We start from the raw sequence: 22,635 nt of genomic DNA, 5'->3' as shown, positions 1-22,635 counted from the left end.
CACTCGACTACGTCAGCCCCATGACATTCGAGAAGAACTGGTTCGCGGCTCAGCAAGGTGAAGCCGCATAATTCGCTTGGCTAAGGGATTCGTCAAACAGGGGCAAGGTCAAAGTGAGGCCGGAACAGATGTCGAGCTTCAGGCGTGGCGTGACGACCCTGCAAGACGTGACAGCCACGCTCGGCCCGGCGTCGGTGCAGACCGCGCTGGACGACGGTTCGACGTTGCTCGTCTACATGTTCGTGACGTCGAGGCCGCATCCTGAGAGCTTTCTTCCGTTCATCGGGGCGCTGGTTGGCGGTGCCGACACGCGCTCGTCGGCGGCGGTGTTCCTGTTCGATACGCACGGCGTGCTCAAGAGTGCAAGCACCACGACCTCGAATGTCGGCACGGGCCTGAGCACCGACCTGCACAGCGCGCCGGTGCCAGGCGTTGAGCCGCCCGTCGTGGTCAAGAGCATTCAGCCACCCGCGGCGCAGAGCATCGAGCCGCTTCCGGAAGAGGAAGTCCAGCCGGCCCCGGAAAACAGTCTCGAACCGCCATCAGAACAAAGCGTCCAGCCGGCTCCGAACAGGTAGCGACGGACCTCAGCCATTCGTCACCAATGAGTGTCCGCTGCAAGCCGATGCGATGGGAAGACCGTGAAGTCAAGGCTGCGCTCGAAGGCCAGCCCCACCGGCCCTTGCAGCTTGAAAGCGGCCTTTGCCGCAATCTCGGGCCGAGCGGCCGAAGTAGTTCGACGGTTTCTGCTGATCGCATAGATTCCTACCACCGCAATTCTAGAGCGCAAACAGGTCGGCCGGGTTCGGCCAGGACGCGTCACTCGTCGGCCCTATCTGGCGGACGCTCAGGTGTCGGATATACCCAGCAAACGGCCATTCGATTCGCGAAGTTTTTCTGTCATTCCGGGCGGTCACCCACGGGTTCGACTCACTTGTAGTGGTCCCTCAAAACCCTCGCGGTGACTGTCCGGTTCTTCCAGAAGAGGTCATGGATGCGCGGCTGTAATTTGCGCAAGGCCTCCGGATCCAGCGAATTGAAGGTCAGCTTGACCGCGGGTCGTGATCCTTCTCCATGGACGTGAACGATCTCATCGTACGGCGGGAATCCATACTTCACCAAAAATTCCTGGATCTCGTCGTCGGAGGTACCAGGTTCAATGTTTCCCAACATCAGACATACCATTTTGCGCTCCTGTCATTTACGAACGCGCGCCGTTTCTCCAAATTTGGCCCCTACCTGCGCACATCGCTCCGTTGAATATGCATTTGTCGCGTCAGCCACCTGTCTCGCTGGAGTGATACCTGGCAACCGCATGGTCCATGTTGAAGAACATCCTGTCGTGCCCAAGTGTCTCTCCCAAGGGAGAGCGCCGGACCATCGCAAGTACGCCGGGATTCAATCCGACGAGCCAGACCGTGACCCGCTCTTCCTCGCGCAACTTCTTCTCAGCTTCTGTCAGCATTTTCAATGCGGTAAACTCGAAATCGAATATTCCCGCGAGATCGATCGCCACTACTTTCGGCTTCACTGCGGTAATTTGCAGCCTCATCTTCTGGCCAATGCGCTGCGCATTGGCGAAGAAGATCCGCCCCTCCGGCCTCAGCATCAGCATGCCGGGAAAGGTTTCATCCTCAGGGTGCTCGCTCGACTGCGCCCGGAACACATTCGTACCGGGCTTCCTGCCCAGGACATAAACCGGCGGATCTGACACTTGGTGCGCGAGCGCCACCAGCGACACAATGATGGCGACGACAATCCCCTCAAGGGTGCCGGCCAGCACCACGCCGATCAGCGCGACAAGAGCCCAGATGAACTCGGTGCGCCGGACGCTCAGGATTTCCCGGAACTCCGCCGGCTTAATCAGCCCGACCGAGTACACGATAACCACTGCGGCCAGCGTGGCTTCCGGCATCAGCCCAATGAGAGGCGCCAGCAACAACATCGTGCCGAGCGCGGCAAATGAGGTGACCAGTCCGGACAGTTGGGATCGCGCGCCCGACAGGCGGTTCACGGCGGTCTGCGTCGTCCCTCCTCCAGCGGCCATGGCGCCGAAAAACGCGCCACCAAGATTCGCCAGCCCCGTCGCTAGCAACTCCTGGTTTGGCTGTGGGGTCGGCTCGCCACTTCTCGCAAACGCCCGTCCAGCAGCGATTGTTTCGGTAAAGCTCATCAGTGCGACGCCGAGGGCTGGTGGCCAAAGCGCCATCATCATCCGCGGATCCGGTGGCGTGAACGCAGGCAGCCCGGTCGGCACGTTGCCTACCGTCGCTACCCCATGCGCCGGCAAGCCAAACAGGCTCACGGCGGCAATCCCCGCCGCCACCGCGATCAAGGGCGCGGGCGCTCGCGGGAGTAGGCGTTCTATGGAGACCAGAAGGCCGATCATGACCACGCCGACTGCCGCAGTGACCAATGACGCTTGCGGAACCCCCTGCGCGATGGCGAGCAGGTTGTGGAAAAACGAGCCTTTGTGAAAATGGATGCCAAGCAGTTTCGGTACCTGGTCAACGACGATGACGATCCCGACGCCTGCCTTGAAGCCAATCAGCACCGGTTCGGAAATGAAATTCGCGACAAAGCCCAGGCGCAGCAGTCTTGCGACGACCAGGATCGCGCCCACCAGGCATGTCAGCGTCGCCGAAGCCGTCATCAGACTGGCCGCATCGTTCGCAGACGCCACGCCGTTGAGCGCCGTCGCGACCAGGATTGCGATCGTTGTCGTTGTACTCACGCTGAGGACACACGAAGTTCCCAGCAAAGCGTAGATCAGCATGGGTATGAACGCCGTGTAAAGCCCGACCTGAACCGGCAGGCCGGCGATAGTCGCATATGCGAGCGCCTTCGGAATAACGACGGCGGACACGGTCAGCCCGGCGACGATATCGGGCCGTGCCCACTCCTTCTTGAAATCGCGAAGCCAATCCGGGAAAGGTATGCGGACGCCGCCCGCTGAAAGCCGCAATGTCCGGCGACCAGGCTGGCCGTGGAGTTTTCGTTGGCGGATGGAACGTTCAGGCTTCATCGATCATGGCCGAGCGTGAAGGCAACTATTTTCGCGCGCGTTGCCAGACGCAGGTTCGCGTGATCTGGCTACTGAACGTGAGCGGAACATTAGCGGTGACCACAGCAGTTGTGAATCGCGCCGTCCGAAGGCGATGTCAAAGGACCGGTGGTGGTCGTCATTCGAACTACATTGGAAAGCCTCCCGCGGCGCAGCGCTGTCGTGCGAACGAGTCTGACCGGTATTTCCGGCCCTCCGAACCTTGCGATGACTAGCAGAATCGTCTCGGGCGGCCGCCTCGCACGGCTGCCGTCCCTCTGCGGACTGCGTGCCGCGACAGCACGGTCATAATGGCCCTGGTCCGCAGTGATCCATCAGAGTCAGAATTTCTCCGCTATGTAATTAAACGGATGGTCCGGCTCTTTATAGTCGTCCGGCTTTTGCCGCTTGGGCAAAGTCACGCTTTTGCGCGGCATCGCTTCATAGGGAATCTTGTGAAGTAGATCACTGATGATATTAAGTCGCGCACGCCTTTTGTCATTCGAATTAGCCACGAACCATGGAGCAATCTGAGTATCGGACGCGCTGAACATCGCATCACGCGCGCGCGAATAGTCATACCATCGGCCATAGGACTTCAGATCCATGTCGGACAGTTTCCACACCTTGCGCCCGTCGTGGATGCGCGCCTCGAGGCGGCGAGTCTGTTCTTCCTGACTGACCTCCAGCCAGTATTTGAGCAGGATGATTCCGGATTCGACGATCGCCTGCTCGACTAGCTGCACAGCCGTCAAGAACTTCACTGCGTCCTCGTCAGAGCAGAAACCCAACACCCGCTCGACTCCCGCGCGGTTGTACCAACTGCGGTCGAAGATCACTACTTCCCCTGCAGCCGGCAAGTGCGGCAGATAGCGTTGCAGGTACATCTGGCTCTTCTCGCGCTCGGTCGGCGCAGGCAGCGCAACCACACGGAATATGCGTGGGCTCACGCGCTCGGTAATCGCCTTGATGGTGCCACCCTTGCCTGCGCCGTCGCGTCCTTCGAAGACAATGCAGACTTTGCTCCCCGTTTGAACGACCCACTCCTGGAGCTTGACCAGTTCAACGTGCAGCCGGAACAACTCTTTCCTGTACTCCTTATACGACAAGGGCTTGTTTTCCAGGGACCGGTCGTTCTTTGCCTGGGTCTTCGCCATTCCATGTCTCCATGTGCACGCTGACTTACGGTGTTCTGGAAATCCTTTCAAGATGAAGGGTAGGCGTCAGCACGAAAAGCTGCAATACGATCTTGGTCTGATAGCGTGACCGAATCGACCGCTGTACGCTGATGAAACTGCTCTCTAGCCAGAGATGTTACGCGCCGCGCTTGTCAGTTTGGCCGGCAACGAACGTGACCAGGCGCTATGCGCGAAAGGGGAATTCATGCGCGCTACCGGTCTGACGCATCAGGAAGAGGTTGAAACGCGCGAACCGATCCTCGATACCGTAGATCGGGTTTCGGAAGGGTGCTTTGGCTTGTTCATGGCGCTTACCTTCGTCGGCGCCGTATCGGCTGTCACGGCCGGAGAAGATGCCGGCCGGAAAATGCTGTACACGGCACTTGGCTGCAACCTCGCATGGGGACTGGCCGATGCGGTGATGTTTCTGGTACGCACCCTGGCAAATCGCGGCAGGCGGCTCACGCTTGCGCTTGCCGTGACAAACGAAGCGGACGCTGCGACCGCGGTCCGCCTGCTCCGCAATGCATTGCCAAAGTCGATGAAGAGTCTGATTGCCGATACCGAGCTAGAGCGTATCCGGGCGCGTATTGCTGCGACGGCGACTCTGCCTCACCGCCCGCGGCTGTTGCTCGAAGACTATATCGGCGCCGCAGGGGTTTTCGTCATCGTCGTCTTGTCTACCTTCCCGGTCGCGTTGCCGTTCGTCCTGTTCAAGGACACCTCAACTGCCTTGATTGTTTCGCGTGTGCTTACGCTGGCAATGTTGTTCTGTGCTGGCGTCGCGCTGGGCCGCCATGCTGGATTCGGCGGATGGAAAGCAGGATTCGCGATGGTGGCCCTTGGCGTCGCGCTGACCATGGCGATCATTGCGCTGGGCGGATAATGCGCGGCGGCTACCAACAGCCTGCGACGGCGAGCGGCCACGATCACATTAAGCGGGATGACTGCCAAGGCCCTTGGTCGCAACCCGCAACCGACCGCAGTGGCCGATCACCTGCCTGCTGCCATGCGGCGTTGTACGACCGTTGTACCTTGGAAACGGCCGTCGTCGTCTCACTAGCGCGTAAGGCCGCTCAGGGTCGATAGCACGCGTTCGCCGCTAACCGTCGGGCAAAAGAGCACTCCAAATCCCGCGCGGATTTTCCCAAGCTGCGCAGCTTCCCGGACTGGCTCTTTGCTCAGCTCGACGCATGACCGGCAAAGCATGAAAGTTGCTGAACGGTAAGAACGCTGACAAACCGTAATTGCGCAGACAGTCGGGTGCAATTCAAACGCCACCAGGATTGTCCAAGCAATGTGGCCCTGCTATCGAGGCGCGGTTATGGCCGGGACGAAACCAATAGCGCACCTCATGCATGGGCCGCTCTTTCCGAGGGAGGAATCGTGCAAAAGAAAATCGTCATTCGAGCCATCGCGGGGGGCGTTTGCCTGATAGCGCTGTCCGGCGCGGCGTTCGCTCAATCGCTGGCGTATACGAATCAGCCTGTGGACGTTTATGCGGGTCCGTCCGGGGATTATCCGGTGGTTGCGCAAGTGCCGCCGAGCGCGCAGCTTACGGTGTACGGTTGCGTTTCCGATTACAGCTGGTGCGACGTCGAAGCGCCCGGACTGCGCGGCTGGGTCTACGGCGAATATCTCGACTATCCGTACCAGGGTACCGAGGTGCCGATCATGACTTACGGCGTGCAGATCGGGCTGCCGATCGTAGCTTTCTCGTTCGGAACTTACTGGGATCACTACTACCGCGGCCAGCCTTGGTATCACGACCGGGACCGGTGGGCGAATCATCCGCCGCCGATGCGGGGCGGTCCCCCGCCGCATGGTGGTCCGCCGGCGGCGGGCGGACCGGCTATGAACCCGAGGCCGGTCATGCACGGCGGCCCGCAGCCGCAACCCCAGCCGGGGTACGCTCATGGGCCGGTGCAGCCGCAGCCGGGAAACGGGCACGGGCCGGCGCAGCCGCCTGGGCAAATGAAGGGCGGTCCTCAGGGACAGGCTGCCGTGCATCCGGGCGGTCCGTCCGGTGGGCACGGCGGCGAGGCGCACGGCGGCAATGAAGACCACAATCATCCGCCGGATAACCATTAGCGATTGAACGCTTTTCGCCCGCCACCGCTTCGCGATCGCATGGCAACGCGCCTGGCGCCCATGCAACTCAATTCGACGGATGATCGTCGGCGTGATCGTGAAGCGGGTCCGGGCTCTTTTGCGTCGAGCGCAACACGCCTGCGTCGTCGAAATAGAAGTGAAAGAGCTGGTACCACGTATTGTCTTCCAGGTACCGGTAGCTCCAGACTTCGCGCTTGACGAGCGGCAGATACATCGTTTCTTCGGGACGACCGAAATTGACGAGCACGTCCCTGCGGGTCCATTTTCCCGGCTCCGCGCGATAGAACTCCAACGGCTGCAGCACCTGGCGGACGTCGACGACTTTGCCGTCCGCGTCGATATCCGCGGCGACGGTGGTTTCGCCCATCGGTTGCGTCGGCCACATCAGACGCTTGCCGCCATTCGGAAGGTCATAGGTTTCTTTAGGCTGGCCTAGCGCGGCAGTCACGGCGGATTCCGGCTCGCCCGCCTTGAAGCGATCCCATGGTTGAACGCAGGCGCACAAGGCAAGTGTCAACGCATAAGTACGCGTGAAGCGCCACACGTCCAAGCAATGTTCAAGTGGACAGCCGATCTTCGATTTGCGCGGTGTCATGCCGAACCTCGTGCGCGATGCGATGCATGAGGGTTAGACACGGCGCGCCGCAGAAGATTTGAGTGCGTCAGAAACCGACGACGCGCTCGACAGATTCGCAATCGCGGCAACCGCGGGCTTGCCGGTCGAGTCCACGCCGCTCGCGTGCTCGTGGATGGCGACAAGTATAGATCTGTGCGGGCGGTGAGCAGGTAAGGTTGCGCGTGAAGATGCGAGGCAGATCGGCGACAGACGACGAATATCAGGGGTTGATGATTTGAGGCGGTAGACGTTAAGGGTTATTCGCCCCCCGCCAACACGCGCAGAGGCACCGTCACATTCCTGTGGCCCATGGCAGGCATCGAATAACCCTTAATGGTTGTCGATCACGGAATGCACACTTCAGATTGTCCGGAATCCTTCATAAAGGAGACATTCGCAGAGATTAGCGTGGCAACGTTCGGTCGAAGCGGCCGCTTATGCCTTTCCAGTTGCGACCACTCGAAAATGTCCGCTTCGATGCAATTCGAATAGATGCTTTCAACCATCGCTGCCTTGGAGAGCAGACCTTAAAGCAAGCTTTCTGGCGACGGTTCTATTCTTCGTATTGGGGCGAGTCGCTTTCCGTTTTATTCTCACGCCAATACGTTTGGTTCGCCGCGCATTGATAAGGAAAACGAGGACTATGTGTGACGTTCAATCGCCGGGCGCTCGTAGAAAATACCGTCTTACCACGATCGGGACAGGAGGTTCTCGCTTCAAGGCTGAACCTCATACGGTGGACATGTGGACAGGCGCTGATCGTCCACCGCACGGCCGACGGTGAAGTGATACAGGCTTTGCCAACTGTGATCCTTCACGCCGAGCAGTGCGTGCATTTCATCATCGAAAAAGCAGCCAATCCCTGTCGCGCGCACGCCGGCGGCTTCGGCTTCGAGATAGAGCGCCTGGCCAAGAATGCCGCACTCCCAGAACAGATGGCGATAACGCCATGGCTGCTTCAACGCGATTCCGAATCCCGCGATCATCCCCAGCGCAAAGCAGGAATCGGCGCCGATATCCTGGTGGCAGCAGATCAACTTTGCCGTGGCGCGCAAATCGTAAGGCAGCAGAAGATAGAGCGGCAGATGATCGGGGCCGGTCTTTTGCCAAAGCCATTCTGGACGTAGAGACCGCTTGAGATCCGGCAGCGCGCCCGGATTTCTCACCAACATATACAGGCCCGGCTCCAGGTCGCCCACGCGGTGCACCATTAGCGCTGCATGCACTGCTGCAGGAGACGCCAGCGCATTCCACGGCGGCGTGTCATGACGTGGCGAGAGGCACGCCAACATGCTGAAAAACACCGCCTTGGTGATGCACGTCGTACCGTCGAAATTCACCGCGCTGCGACGCTGCCGCGCGATCCGGGCAAAGCTGAGATCAAGGGCGGGCGCCGCGGGCGACGGGCGCTCTTCCGGATCCGGCAAGGTTGGTTCGCGAGTACGGGCCTTATGCGTGGCGCGATGGATCGAATCGATATCCGGCCACTTCACGTGTCCCGGACTCAGCTGATTCGCGCGTCCGTGCCACTGTGCGCTATCCAGGGCGATCAGCATGCGCTCAAGATCAGGCTGCAATTCAGGGTTGCCGATCCAGAGCAAGGCATCCGGCGCCTCTGCTTCCGCCTTCCCGAAATCTTCTCCGCGGTTCAATCCAAGCAGGTCGGCGACTGCGTCGTCCGCAGCCGCCTCCACCAGCCGCGTCTGCCAGCCAAGCGCTGCCGCTGCGTAACTCACCGCGGCGATGACATGGCCGCAATCGTGCTGGCAGTAGCGCCAGGCACGCATGCCGTATTTCCACGCCTCGCGCCAGGGGATCGAGCTTATGCCGACCAGGACGCCACTTGGCGGGAACGCCTCGCTCCATCGTTCGTCATCCACTGCAGCGCGACATTCAAGGGAATGGTCCCGGCTCAGGTAATGGTAGACCCCACCGGACAAGCTGGGCAGAGTCGGACACAGAAGATAGCCTTCGGTTGGATGCAGATTTCCACTCGAAGGGTTGCAGCGCAGTGCCCACCGCTGGGTGCCGTAGGATTTCCACGCCGACAGGCCGAGCGAAAGTTCGAACAGGATTGCCAGACTGGAAAGATCGAATCTGCGCGCGGGCGGCAAAGCGCCGCAGCGCAGTTCGTTGTAGCGTGTAGTCAGGCTATCCGCGGCTAACGGCAGACCAATGCGCGGTGCGCCGTGAAACACCCGGAACGGATCCGGTTGGGTTGCCCAGTCGAGATTCCCGGGGCCCGGGGCGTAGCCACTGACGCGATGCTTGCTACGCTCGTGATATTCGAGCATCGCATGCTCTAACCGGTCCATGTTCCCCTCAGACCAGGAATATCCGCACATGCGGCTGTACAAAACCGGCTGGCCGGACGTTGGGGCGCGGTCGTCATCAAGTCGTGGAATCGAACGCGCTTCGGTAAGCCGCTATTGCGCTCGGCGCCTCCTGTGCGATGCCCCGGCAATCGGGTTGTCTTCACGAAAGCCGGGGGATGTTTCCAGCGCTTAGGTCACCCTTCAGGTGTCTTCGAAGGTATTCGGGACCGCCGACATCGAAAGGGCGCCGCGGGTACGACGTCCGCGCGATCGATGTGATTCCGGGTTCCCAAACAGGCTCATGCCACGATCCGAACGCATAGGGTGAATTTCAACACCAGTCGCGAGCGCTGCCTGGGATTCAACGCTTCGGTCCCCTCATACCCTCGGTTTCCATCGCAGCATTCCGCTCTTCGCAGGCTTCAATGGGTTCCATGGTCTCGTCGATGGAAGCTGTCGCGCGTTCTGTGGCCGCCTTCGTTTCGTCGACGGTGGAACCGAGTCCTCCGTCGTCGTCGCTCGGGGGCTGCAGCATGTCTCGAAGCATGGCCTCCAACTCCGGCGTGTCCCACGGCGCGCCATGCTGCTCTCTTTTCTTTATGTAGTGCCTGACTTCTGCGTCCTGCTCCGGCGTCAGGGGAAGACCTCGAAATGTGCTTTGGGGAGTAGCGTCGGTCATGGTATTGCTCCGGAATTTATCCCATTTTGAGTGTAGCCCTGTTGTGGCCAACGAGCCTCTGCTATCGGTCTGCGCATGGATTGATCCGTCCATTCGCATCGGCTCATCCAGCGAGCGGACGTTGCAATCGGCACAGATACGAGCCCGGGCGCTTTGCGCACCGATGCAAATTGCGACGGGTCATGAAGGATGGCAGGAACTATGACAAAACTGTCCGGACAGTTTTCCGTCAAGCGCGTGCACAAAAGCTGTACGCTGGTGATTCCCGACTGCGACAGGATCGGACCCAGATGAGCGGATGGCATTCGGCTTTCACAACCTCAGCCGCAGCTATGACGCACTCGGGCACTGCGTAACGTTCTGGGGTTATGACAACGTCGTGAAGGGGACCAAAAATATCGGTGTCGGACAGACGGGAGGGCGGAAGATGCGACTGATCGAACCGGATGAACGCCAGGCTTTCCTGGCGACCTTGCAGCGCAAGGGACTGGCAGAAGGTGAATTCGAACTGCTGGAAACGGATACGACTGACCCCAAGGGCGACGAGAACGTCGGCCTGCAGGGATATGTCACCGTAACCAGACTATCAACACAAATTGCGAGGGAATACCCCATCGGCTTCGAAACCGGTTGGGTGCAGCATTTCGGACAGGATCTCGAAGCTGGCGTCTTCGATAAGCCGGAATGAGATCCCGCTGTTGCGGCGAACTCTCCGAGCGGAGCAAGCGGGTATGGCGAAGTGGAAGCCGGATCAACGGCGGGGGAGGGAGTAATGTGGCCTTATCGATCCGGAGCGATGCGGGCGGCCTCGATCAGTAACCCCAAGGCATCCCAGAGCCCAATGCGCCTACGCGGCGGTCTTGACTGGTGTCAGCGTGGCCCTGCCACGTCGCGCCCTGCAATCGCACAGGTGACCGTCCGCTTACGGGGCGTCGAGTTCGAGCGCCCGAAACTGTGGCCGATAGTTACCGCCACCAAAAGTGGTGCCCCGGATGGTGACGGTGTGTCCTTGCAGTTGCGCCTGAATTTGATCGAGAGTCGGGTCGGCGGCTTTTGCGATGGTGGACTGCAACATCATCATTGACACAGCGAATAGGCCCAAAAGTCTCTTTAGATACCATAGCGCGCTTTACCAGATAGAGCGGGTTGTTGTTCGCCCTGCGCGTCTGTTTTCCCTCGAAGCGACGTACCACCGCACGCATAGCAACATCACTTCCGCCTTGACGCGACAAAACCTTCCCAACCGAGGCCGGAGCCAACCCAGATCGCCGCGAGTTCGCACACGATAAAAAGCGCGATCAGCGCGTGCATCACGAGCACCGCATCGGCGAGCCAGATCATGATGTCCTCATACCATTCGCGGCGAACCTCTCCACAAGCTTTTGTGCGATGCCACAACGCTCGCCGGACCTTCGCGCGGTATCAGATATAGACTGAAATTGACCTGTATTCAGGTTGCCGCATCGAGTGTCCCAAACGTGTGCGGAACGCGTGATTCAGAATCAGCGGAGGCGCAAATGGCGACTGCAATTATTACCCCCCGGAATGACGGCCCGTACCACATCAAGGGCGACTTCAAGATTACCACTCAAGGCGGGAAAAATATTGAGGTGGATAAGGACGAGGTCTGGCTGTGTCGATGTGGCCACTCGCAGAACAAGCCATTCTGCGACGGTTCGCACAAGAAGTACGAGTTCAAGAGCAATCTTGACGAACAGCCGCAGGAAGGTGAAACACCCTAATGCATCAGGCGCTGTCGGCAAGTTCGGCGCGGGCTTCGCACACGCGTCAAGGCTGTGCATCGTCCCAAGGAGACTGTGCGTGGTTTCACGCTGCCCGAGCGCGCGCAGGCATACAGGAAAAGCAGACGATGGGAGGCGCGAGTGTCGCGGACATCGCTAACCGGAAGGCGCGTTCTTGCGGTGCTCGTACTCTGCATAGGTGTTACGTGCCTGGCAATTGGCGCGCCGCTGCTGTTCGAGTTGTCAGTGATCAGCCGTGCCATGAGCGATTTTCGGCTGGACGAGGCAGTCGAAAACGCCCGAATTTCCCGTGGCGAAAAGCCTGCTATAGAGGATCTCCTTAACCCGCCATACCTGAAGCTATACGGGCTGGACCTGAACTTGTACACGGACAAGCACGGTCGTTTTTTGCCAACAGGCTCTGACTGGCAACAATGGGGACTTCGGACAAAGGCGGCGGCGACGGTGATGTGGCTGGGTCATGATCCACCCGGGACATGGTGGACCTTCGGTCAGATAAGGTGCGTCGACCGCTTCTACGAAGCTTATGGCGACAGCGAGCCGATCGTCGATGTCGCTGATGCTTGCCTCGGCGAGCCACATTGAGCAACGTATGTGCAATCGGGGAGGCGCGGCCGAGCAAGAAGATCGGGACTTCACAAAATGAGCTGGATATCGCGCGCTTCCGGGACAAAACATGTCGCTGAACTCGCGCTGGAGATTGCCGGCTAGCGCCACCAACTCGACCGCGCACGTCTCGCCCGAAACCGATCGAACGTCACCCGCATCCGCAAGGCCCGCGCCCCCTTTTTCGTGTCCGCGGGATCCGTTCGTGGTTCTCGAAAGCGGGCAGACAGCGCATCATGTAAGGCGGCACGCGGCTGCAATCGGCAACCGGCCTGAATGGCCGATGACTTGCCGGCAGACACTAGGGGACGAATGGCTGTTTCACCTTGGAGAGCTGCCGTAAAGGTCACTCCGGGTCGAAAGGCAGCTCCGGGTCGACTTCTGCCGGCGACTGCCTGTATACACACCGCGGTATTTACCGGCGCTCGAAAATTGCACAGAGGGGCACTGAGCGAAAACTTAAGGCGTGAAATCATCGATATGCAAGGAAAGCCCGTACAAGCAGGCTTTTGCATTTCAGATGCGATGCCGCCCGCTGCGCGGCATTGCACGCGCATCAGGCCGCCATCCAATGTTCGTAGTACGGCCGCTCGCGGTCATCGAGGATGGCGTATTGCGCAGCCAGATCGGACAGATTCGGATTGAGCCGTGTATCGACGTTTTCCGGTTTGATCGGAACAATGCAGCGATCATGACCGGCGGCTGCGACTTCTGGCGGCGGCTCGTCAGTGATTGCAGAAAATGACCATAGATCGGGTTCGCCTGGTATTGGCGTGCGTGACCACAGGCAGGCGACCAGCATCTGTTGCGCCGGTGTCGGGTCGAATTGCAAAACGAGCTTCTCCCCATTGCGATCGGCCGTTTCGGTCACAATGACGCGTGTCGCGTTGATGAACCTGGCTTCGATAAAATCACGCGCTCGGGCGGCACCACCACCGACACGCTCCCAGCGCCGCAACGCAACGCGTGGTTCATAGATGTTTGAGCACACCGCTCGCCAGCTTGCGCAATTCGTCGAACTGCGTAACGAGTTCGAGGCACAGAATAAAGGCCAGCATCGCTGAAGGCCCCGGACTGCGTTCGATACATCGCAGCGCCGGAGTCGCGTAGCGCACGCGGATCGCATCTCGCGTCATGAGATAGGTAATTCCGATTCCCACAGCGGCGCCCACCAGCAAATCGGTTGGGTAGTGAAAGCCGAGATAGGCGCGCGGAACGCAAATGAACAGCACGGTGTAGAGAATCGCCAGCACACCGATGCCACGCCATACGAGGAAGATCCCGGTGGCGACCGCCATCCACAGCATCGCGTGATCGCTTGGGAAGGAACTCCAACTTGTCAGCAGTGGGTCCTTGATATCGCTACCTGCAAAGTGCAGATGCAGTTCAGCGCTATAGACGGGGCGCACTCTGAACGGCAACCAGTGGGTTAGCAGTCTTCCGACGAAGAGCGCCACGAGGCCACTGAGAAGCGTCGCGAGAACCATTTCTCGCCGCCATTCGCGGCGCTCGTCCTGCTGGAACCACATCCACCACAGCACGGGAATGAGTACGAGGCCTTTGAAGGTGTAAAGGTCGGCGATGGCTGCTATGGATTGGGTCGCGAAATGACCGAAGTGTATGTTGGACAGACAGGTTTCGATAGACGAATCGAAGCTATTCATCACTTTGTAAGAAACTTGAGCTAGTCGCATCGAAGTTAGCATAGCCCACTGGATGCGCCACATTTTTGGTGCTTACTTTCACTGACAACTTTTACTGCGCAATTTCATCGCCAACTTTCACTAACGGCTTACTGCGCGAGTTTCCTCGGGCGGCATATGCCGACGAACACCGCGTCGATAGCCGCAGCGGAAATACCGCCCGCTGTCCTTCGGTGACCCAATCGAGCTTCGGCCGAGGACCCGCCAACGATCTCATCCCTCGAATGTCCGCTGCACGCCGAGACGCGCCGCACAGTTCGCAGGCTGATGACTGTCTGCACCGGGTCGCGTGCTGCCGGTCGCTGTCATGCGATGCCGAAGTTGATATGCGAATCGCATGTGGCGCCACCCGGCCAAACGCAGCGATACGACACACCCCTCCATTTACTCCAAAGCGGTCACCGCGAATAGATTCAATACTTGTCGTGTCGCGGGAGCCCCGCTTATCGAATGCTTTTAAGTGTTGTCATGGTCATTGTTACCAAACGAACGGAATCAAGCGATATTTCACTTTGGTCTGATATTCGACATAACCGACGAGATCACGAACGAGCACTTTTTCTTCGCTCTTTATGCGGAAATAGAGAACAGCCAGAAGAACGGGTGTCAGCGCGAGCGTGTACCATGAGCCAAGCGCAAGCGGCGTACCGACGATCAAAAATAGCGTGCCAAAATACATCGGATGACGCACCCATGCGTACACGCCCGTGTCCACAACCTTCTGTCCTTCTTCCACGCGCACATTGGCAGCTGCATAGCTATTGACTCTGGAGACAAGATAAAACACATAATATGAGAACACTACGAGCGCATCGCCGATGATAGATACATACCACGGCACGAGCGACCATGCATGTCGCCAATCGAGCGGTGGCAATACGACAAGTGCGACAAACGCCATAATGATAAACAGTACTATGATTTTCTGGGCCGGTTCGCTTTCATGCGACGGACCCACTTTCTGGCGCCGAGCCAGGAGTGCCGGATCGTATCTGATGAGATAGATCGTATAGAGAAGAGATGCCGCAATAGAAGTGGCGAGGTACGCCCAGCCCTGCCAATAATTGAACGTCCACGCCGGCGTAAATACGAGGGCGAAGAATACGAGTGTGCCAAACACACTGTCGCGAATCGATTTCTTGTTCATAGCGCAAAGCATAGTCCTTCCGGAAGGCCTGCATTAAGAATCATCTCGGTAGACCCACTACGGACAGGTATTGCAATAACGCGAGCGCAATTGTGGTGGGAACAGTGGTGCAGAGCAAGAGTGCGCACGATACTGTGGTTCCTGACCGAGTAATCAGCGGATGCCAGCGAAAGTTTCGTCATGTGTAACTCTCGGTTACCACTTTGCCGAAGCGAATCGAAGGGCCCTTGTGGGTCGGCTCCCGCCGAGCGCCCAGGCACCAGCCGGCCAATTTGAACCGCTCAGACAGGCGTTCCGACCGTTCGTTTCTGGCCTGAACGAGCCAATCATGCGTTAAAAACCCGGCCATCCAACTGCGACATGGGGCCATAACGCGTTAGCACACCGGACTACCGTTCGATATCGATGGGTATTCCCTCGCATCGCCCGCCAAAACACAGGTTCCAACTCGCGGAACTCCGTTCGGCCTCCGCCCGGGGTCTATGCTTGATTGGCGCATTCGCACAAAATGACCAAGGAGGCATGTCATGAAACCCGCGCTATGTGTCGCCGTCGTCAGTATGCTGTTCGGGGTCCCACTGGCGCACGCCGCCTGCCCCAACGACGCCGTCTTCCTCGTTCTCAGTGATCAGATTCGCGGTTACTCCTTGCGCGCCAACGGAGCGACCGAGCCCTGCCAGGTGCTGCAAGGGCCGCTCACCACCCTCATGACCGCTGGAGCGACGGTGATCGACAAGAAGGACTCCTTTCACGTCGCGCAGTTTCTTACCAACAGCACCGTCGACATCTTTCCGCGGAAGGCCGAGGGCAATGAGGCACCCAGTCGGTCGTTCATGTTGACGATAACAAATGACCTGCTCAGTATCGCGGTGGATTCCCACCTCAACGACTTCGTCTTGACCGTTCGCCCCGCGGAGGCGGGGGTGCTGGTCGCTCCCGCCAACAGCTCTGGGCCTGTAACCAATCCGATTCACATTACCGATCCGAATATCGTCCAGTACGTGAGCATTGCGATCGACAGCGACGACAATCTGCTGATTGCGGGTTATGACATACGGGGAGCGGCGATCATCGACACGCTTGGCACGCGTCGGAGCATGACCTCGCCCCCGCTTCTGCGCAGCCTCACGGGTAGCAAAACCGGCCTGCTGCCGGGGGCCGGACTTTTTGCAAGGAACAACATGACGATCGCTGTCGACCCGCGTACGGACGAGTTATTCGTCTACAACCAGACCACGGACCTGACGCAGATCCAGGTGAGCGTTTTCGCCGCCAAGGCGAACGGCGACGTGCCGCCGGTACGGACAATCAGCGGTCCAGCCACGGGAATCACTGGTTCTGGCCTGCCGGGAAACAAGATCGCCATCTCCTCGGACGGGCGGGTCCTTGTTGCCGAGCCGAACCTGCGCATTCTCGCGTTCGCGCCGGGGGCAAGGGGCAATGTGGCGCCGTCTCAGGTCATCGAGGACTCCACCTCTGGTCCAGTCACCCAGGGCGGGATCGCGGTCCGGTCGAGAGGAGGCATCGAATAACCCTTAACATTAGCGGACCTTCGCAAGGTTTATTCGACGGTCCGTTGCGGGTCGCTGGTGCGAGAGCGGACATTCAGGGCCAGTGATAAGCCCCGAAATCATCATGACTTCCGCTGAGCTACCAGCGCCTCGTCAATGCGGCTCAGTATCTCCAGCGCTGAGCCGCGAATCGCAACACCCGCACCTTCTCCGATCTCGGCGTCACGAGGGTTGATCCGAATCAACGGCATTCTGAGGCTCTCCGCGAACATCCGTACACTCGGTACCGCGAGGCCAGCGCCTATCTCCACAACGACGGGGTTTCGAATCTGACCGCGCCACACTTCCTGCCGCAATTGCTGTGCGAAGGTGCGCGCGCCCAGCCACGCACTATCGGAGAACATCAGGAAATTAGGCCGCGAGAAACTGCCGCAGCAGCCGCAACGCGGCAATCCGGCGCTGGTCAGGCGGTCGGCGTCGCCCAGTGAGGCCGCAAGATCGCTCGACGACCAGATCGCAGGCGAGCATGGTCGACTGCACTGCATGAAGTTGATCGATCCGTGACACTCGACCACACGCTCTTCGGCGAATCCTGCGCGCTGGAAATGACCGTCGACATTGCTCGTATAGACAAACGCGCCGTGGCGAATGTCTTGAGCCCAGCGAAGCAGCGTCTGATACCCCGGGTGCGGAACGGTTTGGGTGCACACCTGCAACGCGCGACTGTAAAAACGCCATGCGGCGAGCGGGTCGCGTCTGAAGATATCACCTTGGGTCAATGAGCCGATATCGCGCTCGTTCATTCCCTCCGGAAGCATGCTGGTCCAGAGGCCATGCGAGCCGCGAAAGTCCGGCAAACCCGAGTCGACACTCATTCCAGCTCCCGCGGCGATGATCAGGGCATCTGCATCCCGGAGCAGCCGGGATGCTTCTTGCACGGACCGAGTCGTATTCATCTCACACCCTCCTTGTTAAGCGTTCAACAGGGAGTTAGCGTAAAGATCAATCAGGCCAATTCGTGTCCGTTTTGGCCTCCGGATTATGGTGATCGGGTCCCGCGCATCCGGTACACGCAATTACATGCTGAAGGCTCGTTTTCTAAGGCCACTTTCGCCGTAAGAGGCGATGCGTTGCTCGCCGCCGATTCAAGTCGCCCCCGATATTTGCCGATATCGTCCATAAGGACGTATATGACTCGCGCTAGCCAAATACGTTTTGGGGCGAGATTTCATAAGGAGAAGAAGATTTGATTTTGCTTCCGCACGCGGGAAACTGCGAGATTCCAGAGCAACGTTTCCTCGCAGCATGGGACTTCTGGTTCAAGCGATTTGGAGAGGGGCGCGATCCAGCCATCGACGCGATACCGCGGCTAAGTTCCAGAGAGCCGCTTGCAGTGTTGTGGGACAAGGGGGCGCAGTTCTCGCTGGAGGTTTTGTGCCGTGCGCTCACAAAGACCACGTGTTGGAATACCGCTCAGGCCACAAGGCCTATGCTCCAAACGAACGCGCGTCTTCTGCAAACCACCACGACGATTAATCCCCGCACCCTCTGGCAGGTCGATGGGGTATGCCTGACCGAGTATGGCCGCGAGCGCCTCGTCGGAGCCATCAGCGATCTCGATCTGGAAGCGCGAATCGCTATCTTCGAGCAATCCGACTTCGACATTCCCGAGGACAAGGCCAAAGCTCAGCCTATAAAAGGTTGCTCCACGGAGCCAGCAGCGCTATCTGTGCCGCCGTGCGATATCCCGGCGGATCTAATCAAAGCGTTGGTTGCCGACATCGAAACAGATCCGTTCCAACCGGTCTTTCGCAAAGGGCCGCTCGGCGCCCCGATAAGCGGCTGGCGTACACGTCTCGACCACTACTTCTGGCCGCGGCCGGAGGTCGGCTATCACGCCACCGTGCGAGACCTCGCGCTACTATTAACGTTGGCAAAAGAGCTGGCGACCACGGTTGGCAGTTGGACGAGCGCGCAGCGCGCACAGGCGATCAGCTTCGCGGACCAGGTCTTCTCATGGGGCGGCGTGCCGCAGCGCAAGTTCGACGATAAAACGGTCGAAGCGGTGATCATGTCGGCGACCCAGCACAAAGCGCTGCCAGGCGCATTGATGAACAGTGGTTGGACCAAGGTCGCCGCCTTCGCCACCGCGCACCTGGAGCCGGAAGGCACACTAGTGATCTGGGACAGCCGCGTCGCTCATTCGTTGATCAGGCGCATCGATCGACTTCTCGTTGCGCAGAGCGTTCAGACTGTCCCGGGCTACCTCAAGGCGATTGGCCGGGTGCCTGGCCGCGGGGGTAGCCGGACGCCGCCGCCCCAATACCACGTAAAAGGCTGGGGAATCGGGTACAAAAGTTGGGCTAGCGTATTTGCCGGCAGTGCCCTCGTTCGCGCCATCCGCGATGAACTGAATGCGCGCGAAGAAATAACAGCGGCCCCGCGCGCCCAACCTGAACCATGGACGCTTCGGCAGGTAGAAATGGTGTTGTTTATGGATGGCTACTGAAACTGTCCACCTGGTACCTTTAACGCACCAGCACTGGCGCCAGGTGCACACTTGGGCGCCTGGCGCGGAGCACAACTAGAGCCTGTCCGCGACGCTGTCCCAGAAACCGGGTTCGTCGTGGTGCCGGTTGCGCATTGCGTACTCTAGCGACACCACGAAGAACCTGGTGCCACCGAATCGCATAGTGCCGTCCGGATATTCGAGGAAGGTTTGGAGTCGCCGGTACCGCGGATCGCCCTCGTCGAACAGAACGTCAATATAAAGCTGACCGGCATAGGCGCGGAATGTCGTTTCCGACGCGCAATCGCCACACGGCTCCCACGAAAACGAATTCTGGTCCAGCCAGCGAATGATCTCCCTACGGCTCAGCGACGACTCATAATGCGACGACGCGGCGTCGGGCAACGGGAAAAACTCCAGGTACAGCACGTCACGTCCTTTTTTGCGGGCGATCGCGTCGATGTGTTCGATCATAAGAGGCATGAAGGCATCTCCATTTCGATTGCGGTTTCCCAAGGCGTTACGCTCACGTCGGCTGATCGCCGGCCGCTGAGTTGCGCAATTGCTCGTCCAACAACTCGAGCACCTCCAGCGCGGCACCGGCTATACCGATGCCCATTGCAGGTTCGAGTTGAAATTCTCGCGGGTTTATCCGGATCAGCCGACCCGCGTGATATTCGCCCACACGGCGGACCGTGCGAATGGCGCGCCCCGCGCCTAGCTCCAGCACCGTCGGCGGGTGCGGACCACGCGCCAGCCACGCGGAGAATTGGCGCTCCTGCCGAAGGCTGCGATCTTCGATCCATTCGGAATCGTTGAACATCAGTATGTTCGGCCGCGCCACGCCGCCGCACGACGGACATCGAGGCAGCGGCGAAAGCAGCCGGCAACTGCGGATGTCCACTCTGAGCCACTCCGCGGCGCGTAGAACTTCACTGTTCGTTGACATTGTCGATTACCCCGTGATTCCAGCCGCGTTTGCGGCGCCGCCCGCTAGTTCAGTTGCGCTCGTTCCATGCCCGACTGATCAGTGCGGCAAGAAAGTTGCCCCTCCCTATCGGACGACCCGACGGCGTATGCGTGACATCAGTTGCGGGTTCGTATCGGCCGAGGATCCGCCCGGCGTTATCGCTTGCTGTCTGCCGACCTTCGTCGTCAGAACTGATGGAACCCATGGGAAATCCATGCGTAGTTTTCAGGTGTTCGCGTCGCAATTTTTCTCCTTCGGACTTTCGTTTGCTCGGCGGCCGCACGAGCATTGGCGGCCGAACCGTTACCTTAAGGAACGAATGGGCCACACGGTGTCCGAATGTCGTCGCGGCGAGCGAGGAGAGACCGGCTCGGCTTATCGAACTACGCTGGCGTCGTCGTAGCGTTTCAGGAGATTGCGTGCTCGCTGGGCGAACTCATCGCGCAAGCTCTGCGGCGCGAGGATCTCGATCGAGTCGCTATGACTATGCAGAAACTGACGAAGCATTACGGATGGCTTCACCCGCGCCGTCAGGACAAACGAGTGGTTTTCGCCCTCTTCCACGGGTCCCTGATCGCTCGACAGCCGGAACTCCCGAAGCATGTGGGAGGAGCGCCTGCCTTGCTCGCCGTTCGCACTTTCGTATACGCGCAGCCTCAACTCGACCTCAGGCTCCGGCATGAAGTGGAACTTGCTCTCTGTCTCAACGTACTTCGTCAGGTCGAATGCGGGGTCCTGATCGGCGGGCTCGCTCAATACGCGTACGTCAGACAGTCGATCCATCCGGAACATGAATTGATTGCCTGGGGAATCCGGTCCCCAAGCAATCAGGTAGAGCACGCCGGCCCGATCGACGAGTGCGAGTGGACTCATCCGATAGACCCGTTCGCCCGGTTCAGTTTGACCTGCCGGCCGGTTGCGAAACGACAGCTTCAGGTCGTAAAGCAGACCTTGAGTCACCGCCTGATAAACGCCAGCGTCGACGGGCGGCGGAAGCACAGGCTGAGTGCTGTCGATTCTGAGCGTTTTGCTCGCCCAGGATCGCCCGCGCTTCGCTCGTTCATTGTTACGTTCAAGGGCGAGCGTCGCTGTTGCCCGCTCGAAATAAGGCTGCAAGTCGGCTAAAACCACAGCCGGAAGCTGCCGGGCTGCAACCCGATTGAGTGCGCATAGCGCAATGGCCAGATTTGCGCTCATGGTTCGTTCATCCCGAAGCAACGGGTTTGCGCTGGTCTTGAACCAACGCGCTCCGCGGGTGTGGCCGACATGGCTGACCAGTTCGCTCATGTCGCCTAGCGCGCGGCGTACCGTTCGCTCATTGGGCTTCGGGTCGAACTCGGCCGCGAGACGGGCCAGCAGATCGGACATTGAAATTCCGGCGCTTGCGGCCTTAGCTTCGTCATTTTCGTCCTCGACGTACGGCAACAGGCGGAACAGAGCTTCGACGAGTCTGGGATTGGAAGGCATTCGGTAGCGCGAAAAAAATGGTTGGAAGCCCGACGCTGGGCGTGATGGTTTCTCGGCTTTCAAGTGTAGCGAGAATCAGGACATGTCGTGTCCTGATGCACGACTAGACTGCCGATTCAATTCGACGCTATGGAGGGGCCTATGCCAACGGCTTATACACTGGGAAAGGGCAAACAATTCGAGTATGAGGGTTCGGTAGAGGTGGGATTGACGTTGTTCTTCGGTGATAAAAGAACGCGGCATCGCATTGACGCGGAAACGCTGTCCAGGCTGCTAACACATTTTCGCCATCGGAGCGCTCCTGTCCCTGTCGGCTCCTCTCACGACAAGCCACCACCCGGCTCGTTGGGCGAGTGGCTGATCGGGAATCATTCGAGGACGCAGATTTCGCGGTATGTCGCACCGATCCTCGTGTCGGAAGGGTACGCTGTGATCTCGGGCGAAGGGTTATCTTTCCCATAGACTGCCTGCCCTCAACCACGGGCATGGGCGCGCGCCACAGGCACATGCGGGCAGGCATCGTATAAACCTGAACACTTTCAGACATTCGACATCGGTGCGCAGATCATCGACAATCGATGGCAGGTCTCGACGACGTTGGCACGAACTGCGTCCGGGACAAACCCTCAATCGTTTCCTTACGGCATGACGCACGAATATCTCGTCATTTTCCAGTATCACGAGCCTGAGCCACGTGAGCTATTCGAGCGCGGAGTGATCGAAGACTACGAATCGTCAACTGGCGTATTGATCGAAGCGGAGTCGGCGGAAGACGCCTTAAGCTGGTGCGAGGTAATCGCACAGGAGCTTCTTCGACGCGTCAACGATGACAGATCGTTGGATTGGAAACGCTTAGGATATTCGTGCTGGATTGAACCCACACCAGAAAAATGCCCTTGGGGCCATTGCTTGGGTTTTTTTCAGCACGTTCGCATCGGCGAGCTGCCGAACATCGACGCGATGAGTACCGCCGCGTACGTTAGCTGGCAGGGTGGCAACGGCGCAAGTTAGCTAGC

General features: G+C 59.2%; 23 protein-coding genes and 1 pseudogene. 9 read left to right on the top strand and 15 right to left on the bottom strand.

Annotated features, from left to right (window positions below; genetic code table 11):
• Positions 1 to 128 precede the first annotated feature (128 nt).
• Positions 129 to 578, top strand: a complete 450-nt coding sequence (locus KHO31_RS11975; protein WP_236071204.1) for a hypothetical protein — start codon at positions 129 to 131, stop codon at positions 576 to 578.
• A 352-nt stretch (positions 579 to 930) separates the two neighbouring features.
• Here the strand turns inward: KHO31_RS11975 and KHO31_RS11970 are convergent, their stop codons facing one another.
• The 3 genes from KHO31_RS11970 to ppk2 form a co-directional block, all read right to left on the bottom strand.
• Positions 931 to 1,185 carry an RNA-binding protein gene (locus tag KHO31_RS11970; RefSeq protein WP_201084015.1) on the bottom strand — a complete coding sequence of 85 codons (255 nt, stop codon included), beginning with the start codon at positions 1,183 to 1,185 and terminating at the stop codon, positions 931 to 933.
• A gap of 91 nt (positions 1,186 to 1,276) precedes the next feature.
• Positions 1,277 to 3,025: a SulP family inorganic anion transporter gene (locus KHO31_RS11965; RefSeq protein ID WP_201086487.1), complete on the bottom strand. Its 1,749-nt coding sequence runs from the start codon at positions 3,023 to 3,025 to the stop codon at positions 1,277 to 1,279.
• 359 nt (positions 3,026 to 3,384) lie between these two features.
• Positions 3,385 to 4,200, bottom strand: a complete 816-nt coding sequence (ppk2, locus tag KHO31_RS11960; protein ID WP_211623374.1) for a polyphosphate kinase 2 — start codon at positions 4,198 to 4,200, stop codon at positions 3,385 to 3,387.
• Positions 4,201 to 4,426: 226 nt separating this feature from the next.
• Here ppk2 and KHO31_RS11955 point away from each other — a divergent pair, with 226 nt between their 5' ends.
• Both KHO31_RS11955 and KHO31_RS11950 read left to right on the top strand, forming a co-directional pair.
• Complete coding sequence (locus tag KHO31_RS11955; RefSeq protein ID WP_201084018.1) at positions 4,427 to 5,107, top strand: hypothetical protein; 681 nt, start codon at positions 4,427 to 4,429, stop codon at positions 5,105 to 5,107.
• 500 nt (positions 5,108 to 5,607) lie between these two features.
• Positions 5,608 to 6,312 carry an SH3 domain-containing protein gene (locus KHO31_RS11950; RefSeq protein ID WP_236071201.1) on the top strand — a complete coding sequence of 235 codons (705 nt, stop codon included), beginning with the start codon at positions 5,608 to 5,610 and terminating at the stop codon, positions 6,310 to 6,312.
• Positions 6,313 to 6,379: 67 nt separating this feature from the next.
• On the opposite strand, the gene KHO31_RS11945 is transcribed toward KHO31_RS11950, so the two are convergent.
• From KHO31_RS11945 to KHO31_RS11935, 3 genes are all read right to left on the bottom strand, one after another.
• Positions 6,380 to 6,928 carry a hypothetical protein gene (locus KHO31_RS11945; protein WP_236061676.1) on the bottom strand — a complete coding sequence of 183 codons (549 nt, stop codon included), beginning with the start codon at positions 6,926 to 6,928 and terminating at the stop codon, positions 6,380 to 6,382.
• Positions 6,929 to 7,665: 737 nt separating this feature from the next.
• Positions 7,666 to 9,264, bottom strand: a complete 1,599-nt coding sequence (locus tag KHO31_RS11940; protein WP_211623372.1) for a SagB/ThcOx family dehydrogenase — start codon at positions 9,262 to 9,264, stop codon at positions 7,666 to 7,668.
• Between the two features lie 361 nt (positions 9,265 to 9,625).
• Positions 9,626 to 9,943, bottom strand: coding sequence for a hypothetical protein (locus tag KHO31_RS11935; protein WP_201086489.1), 318 nt, complete (start codon positions 9,941 to 9,943; stop codon positions 9,626 to 9,628).
• Between the two features lie 427 nt (positions 9,944 to 10,370).
• Between KHO31_RS11935 and KHO31_RS11930 the strand changes: the two genes are divergently transcribed.
• The gene (locus tag KHO31_RS11930) at positions 10,371 to 10,631 is read left to right on the top strand and encodes a transcriptional regulator (RefSeq protein ID WP_211623393.1); all 261 of its coding nucleotides are present in this window, start codon (positions 10,371 to 10,373) and stop codon (positions 10,629 to 10,631) included.
• A 234-nt stretch (positions 10,632 to 10,865) separates the two neighbouring features.
• On the opposite strand, the gene KHO31_RS11925 is transcribed toward KHO31_RS11930, so the two are convergent.
• Together KHO31_RS11925 and KHO31_RS39695 are read right to left on the bottom strand one after the other, a co-directional pair.
• Positions 10,866 to 11,024: a hypothetical protein gene (locus KHO31_RS11925; RefSeq protein WP_211623370.1), complete on the bottom strand. Its 159-nt coding sequence runs from the start codon at positions 11,022 to 11,024 to the stop codon at positions 10,866 to 10,868.
• Positions 11,025 to 11,152: 128 nt separating this feature from the next.
• Positions 11,153 to 11,284: a hypothetical protein gene (locus KHO31_RS39695; protein ID WP_268961908.1), complete on the bottom strand. Its 132-nt coding sequence runs from the start codon at positions 11,282 to 11,284 to the stop codon at positions 11,153 to 11,155.
• A 176-nt stretch (positions 11,285 to 11,460) separates the two neighbouring features.
• Between KHO31_RS39695 and KHO31_RS11915 the strand changes: the two genes are divergently transcribed.
• Together KHO31_RS11915 and KHO31_RS11910 are read left to right on the top strand one after the other, a co-directional pair.
• Positions 11,461 to 11,685, top strand: a complete 225-nt coding sequence (locus KHO31_RS11915; RefSeq protein WP_063496116.1) for a CDGSH iron-sulfur domain-containing protein — start codon at positions 11,461 to 11,463, stop codon at positions 11,683 to 11,685.
• A gap of 246 nt (positions 11,686 to 11,931) precedes the next feature.
• The gene (locus tag KHO31_RS11910) at positions 11,932 to 12,291 is read left to right on the top strand and encodes a hypothetical protein (RefSeq protein ID WP_236061679.1); all 360 of its coding nucleotides are present in this window, start codon (positions 11,932 to 11,934) and stop codon (positions 12,289 to 12,291) included.
• A gap of 577 nt (positions 12,292 to 12,868) precedes the next feature.
• On the opposite strand, the pseudogene KHO31_RS11905 reads toward KHO31_RS11910, so the two are convergent.
• From KHO31_RS11905 to KHO31_RS11895, 3 genes and pseudogenes are all read right to left on the bottom strand, one after another.
• Positions 12,869 to 13,177, bottom strand: a pseudogene (locus KHO31_RS11905) (SOS response-associated peptidase family protein); the annotation flags it as partial.
• A gap of 106 nt (positions 13,178 to 13,283) precedes the next feature.
• Positions 13,284 to 13,976: a phosphatase PAP2 family protein gene (locus tag KHO31_RS11900; RefSeq protein WP_201084042.1), complete on the bottom strand. Its 693-nt coding sequence runs from the start codon at positions 13,974 to 13,976 to the stop codon at positions 13,284 to 13,286.
• Positions 13,977 to 14,493: 517 nt separating this feature from the next.
• Positions 14,494 to 15,162, bottom strand: a complete 669-nt coding sequence (locus KHO31_RS11895; protein ID WP_211623368.1) for a methyltransferase family protein — start codon at positions 15,160 to 15,162, stop codon at positions 14,494 to 14,496.
• A 527-nt stretch (positions 15,163 to 15,689) separates the two neighbouring features.
• Between KHO31_RS11895 and KHO31_RS11890 the strand changes: the two genes are divergently transcribed.
• The gene (locus KHO31_RS11890; protein ID WP_201108457.1) at positions 15,690 to 16,694 is read left to right on the top strand and encodes an NHL repeat-containing protein; all 1,005 of its coding nucleotides are present in this window, start codon (positions 15,690 to 15,692) and stop codon (positions 16,692 to 16,694) included.
• Positions 16,695 to 16,795: 101 nt separating this feature from the next.
• On the opposite strand, the gene KHO31_RS11885 is transcribed toward KHO31_RS11890, so the two are convergent.
• Entirely contained in the window at positions 16,796 to 17,629 is an 834-nt protein-coding gene (locus tag KHO31_RS11885) for an SIR2 family NAD-dependent protein deacylase (protein ID WP_201084024.1), read from the bottom strand.
• A gap of 290 nt (positions 17,630 to 17,919) precedes the next feature.
• Here KHO31_RS11885 and KHO31_RS11880 point away from each other — a divergent pair, with 290 nt between their 5' ends.
• Complete coding sequence (locus tag KHO31_RS11880) at positions 17,920 to 19,182, top strand: hypothetical protein (RefSeq protein WP_201084025.1); 1,263 nt, start codon at positions 17,920 to 17,922, stop codon at positions 19,180 to 19,182.
• Positions 19,183 to 19,257: 75 nt separating this feature from the next.
• Here the strand turns inward: KHO31_RS11880 and KHO31_RS11875 are convergent, their stop codons facing one another.
• The 3 genes from KHO31_RS11875 to KHO31_RS11865 form a co-directional block, all read right to left on the bottom strand.
• Positions 19,258 to 19,665, bottom strand: coding sequence for a hypothetical protein (locus KHO31_RS11875; protein ID WP_201084026.1), 408 nt, complete (start codon positions 19,663 to 19,665; stop codon positions 19,258 to 19,260).
• A 43-nt stretch (positions 19,666 to 19,708) separates the two neighbouring features.
• Positions 19,709 to 20,005 carry an SIR2 family NAD-dependent protein deacylase gene (locus KHO31_RS11870; protein ID WP_201084027.1) on the bottom strand — a complete coding sequence of 99 codons (297 nt, stop codon included), beginning with the start codon at positions 20,003 to 20,005 and terminating at the stop codon, positions 19,709 to 19,711.
• Between the two features lie 522 nt (positions 20,006 to 20,527).
• Positions 20,528 to 21,682, bottom strand: coding sequence for a helix-turn-helix transcriptional regulator (locus KHO31_RS11865; protein ID WP_236071198.1), 1,155 nt, complete (start codon positions 21,680 to 21,682; stop codon positions 20,528 to 20,530).
• 651 nt (positions 21,683 to 22,333) lie between these two features.
• Between KHO31_RS11865 and KHO31_RS11860 the strand changes: the two genes are divergently transcribed.
• Entirely contained in the window at positions 22,334 to 22,630 is a 297-nt protein-coding gene (locus KHO31_RS11860; RefSeq protein WP_236061683.1) for a hypothetical protein, read from the top strand.
• Positions 22,631 to 22,635: the final 5 nt, after the last annotated feature.

This window comes from Paraburkholderia domus, assembly GCF_905220705.1.
Lineage (GTDB): Bacteria > Pseudomonadota > Gammaproteobacteria > Burkholderiales > Burkholderiaceae > Paraburkholderia > Paraburkholderia domus.
Note: the sequence above shows the minus strand (reverse complement) of the source record. Positions and strands in the feature narration are given on the sequence as shown.

What these genes read in the sequence shown, in the direction of transcription:
- KHO31_RS11900 (WP_201084042.1), bottom strand. Translation starts at nt 13,976, where the DNA reads ATGAATAGCTTCGATTCGTCTATCGAAACCTGTCTGTCCAACATACAC.
- KHO31_RS11930 (WP_211623393.1), top strand. Translation starts at nt 10,371, where the DNA reads ATGCGACTGATCGAACCGGATGAACGCCAGGCTTTCCTGGCGACCTTG.
- KHO31_RS11940 (WP_211623372.1), bottom strand. Translation starts at nt 9,264, where the DNA reads ATGGACCGGTTAGAGCATGCGATGCTCGAATATCACGAGCGTAGCAAG.
- ppk2 (WP_211623374.1), bottom strand. Translation starts at nt 4,200, where the DNA reads ATGGCGAAGACCCAGGCAAAGAACGACCGGTCCCTGGAAAACAAGCCC.
- KHO31_RS11890 (WP_201108457.1), top strand. Translation starts at nt 15,690, where the DNA reads ATGAAACCCGCGCTATGTGTCGCCGTCGTCAGTATGCTGTTCGGGGTC.
- KHO31_RS11955 (WP_201084018.1), top strand. Translation starts at nt 4,427, where the DNA reads ATGCGCGCTACCGGTCTGACGCATCAGGAAGAGGTTGAAACGCGCGAA.
- KHO31_RS11895 (WP_211623368.1), bottom strand. Translation starts at nt 15,162, where the DNA reads ATGAACAAGAAATCGATTCGCGACAGTGTGTTTGGCACACTCGTATTC.
- KHO31_RS11935 (WP_201086489.1), bottom strand. Translation starts at nt 9,943, where the DNA reads ATGACCGACGCTACTCCCCAAAGCACATTTCGAGGTCTTCCCCTGACG.
- KHO31_RS11875 (WP_201084026.1), bottom strand. Translation starts at nt 19,665, where the DNA reads ATGCCTCTTATGATCGAACACATCGACGCGATCGCCCGCAAAAAAGGA.
- KHO31_RS11945 (WP_236061676.1), bottom strand. Translation starts at nt 6,928, where the DNA reads ATGACACCGCGCAAATCGAAGATCGGCTGTCCACTTGAACATTGCTTG.
- KHO31_RS11915 (WP_063496116.1), top strand. Translation starts at nt 11,461, where the DNA reads ATGGCGACTGCAATTATTACCCCCCGGAATGACGGCCCGTACCACATC.
- KHO31_RS11925 (WP_211623370.1), bottom strand. Translation starts at nt 11,024, where the DNA reads ATGATGATGTTGCAGTCCACCATCGCAAAAGCCGCCGACCCGACTCTC.
- KHO31_RS11975 (WP_236071204.1), top strand. Translation starts at nt 129, where the DNA reads ATGTCGAGCTTCAGGCGTGGCGTGACGACCCTGCAAGACGTGACAGCC.
- KHO31_RS11885 (WP_201084024.1), bottom strand. Translation starts at nt 17,629, where the DNA reads ATGAATACGACTCGGTCCGTGCAAGAAGCATCCCGGCTGCTCCGGGAT.
- KHO31_RS39695 (WP_268961908.1), bottom strand. Translation starts at nt 11,284, where the DNA reads ATGATCTGGCTCGCCGATGCGGTGCTCGTGATGCACGCGCTGATCGCG.
- KHO31_RS11970 (WP_201084015.1), bottom strand. Translation starts at nt 1,185, where the DNA reads ATGGTATGTCTGATGTTGGGAAACATTGAACCTGGTACCTCCGACGAC.
- KHO31_RS11870 (WP_201084027.1), bottom strand. Translation starts at nt 20,005, where the DNA reads ATGTTCAACGATTCCGAATGGATCGAAGATCGCAGCCTTCGGCAGGAG.
- KHO31_RS11965 (WP_201086487.1), bottom strand. Translation starts at nt 3,025, where the DNA reads ATGAAGCCTGAACGTTCCATCCGCCAACGAAAACTCCACGGCCAGCCT.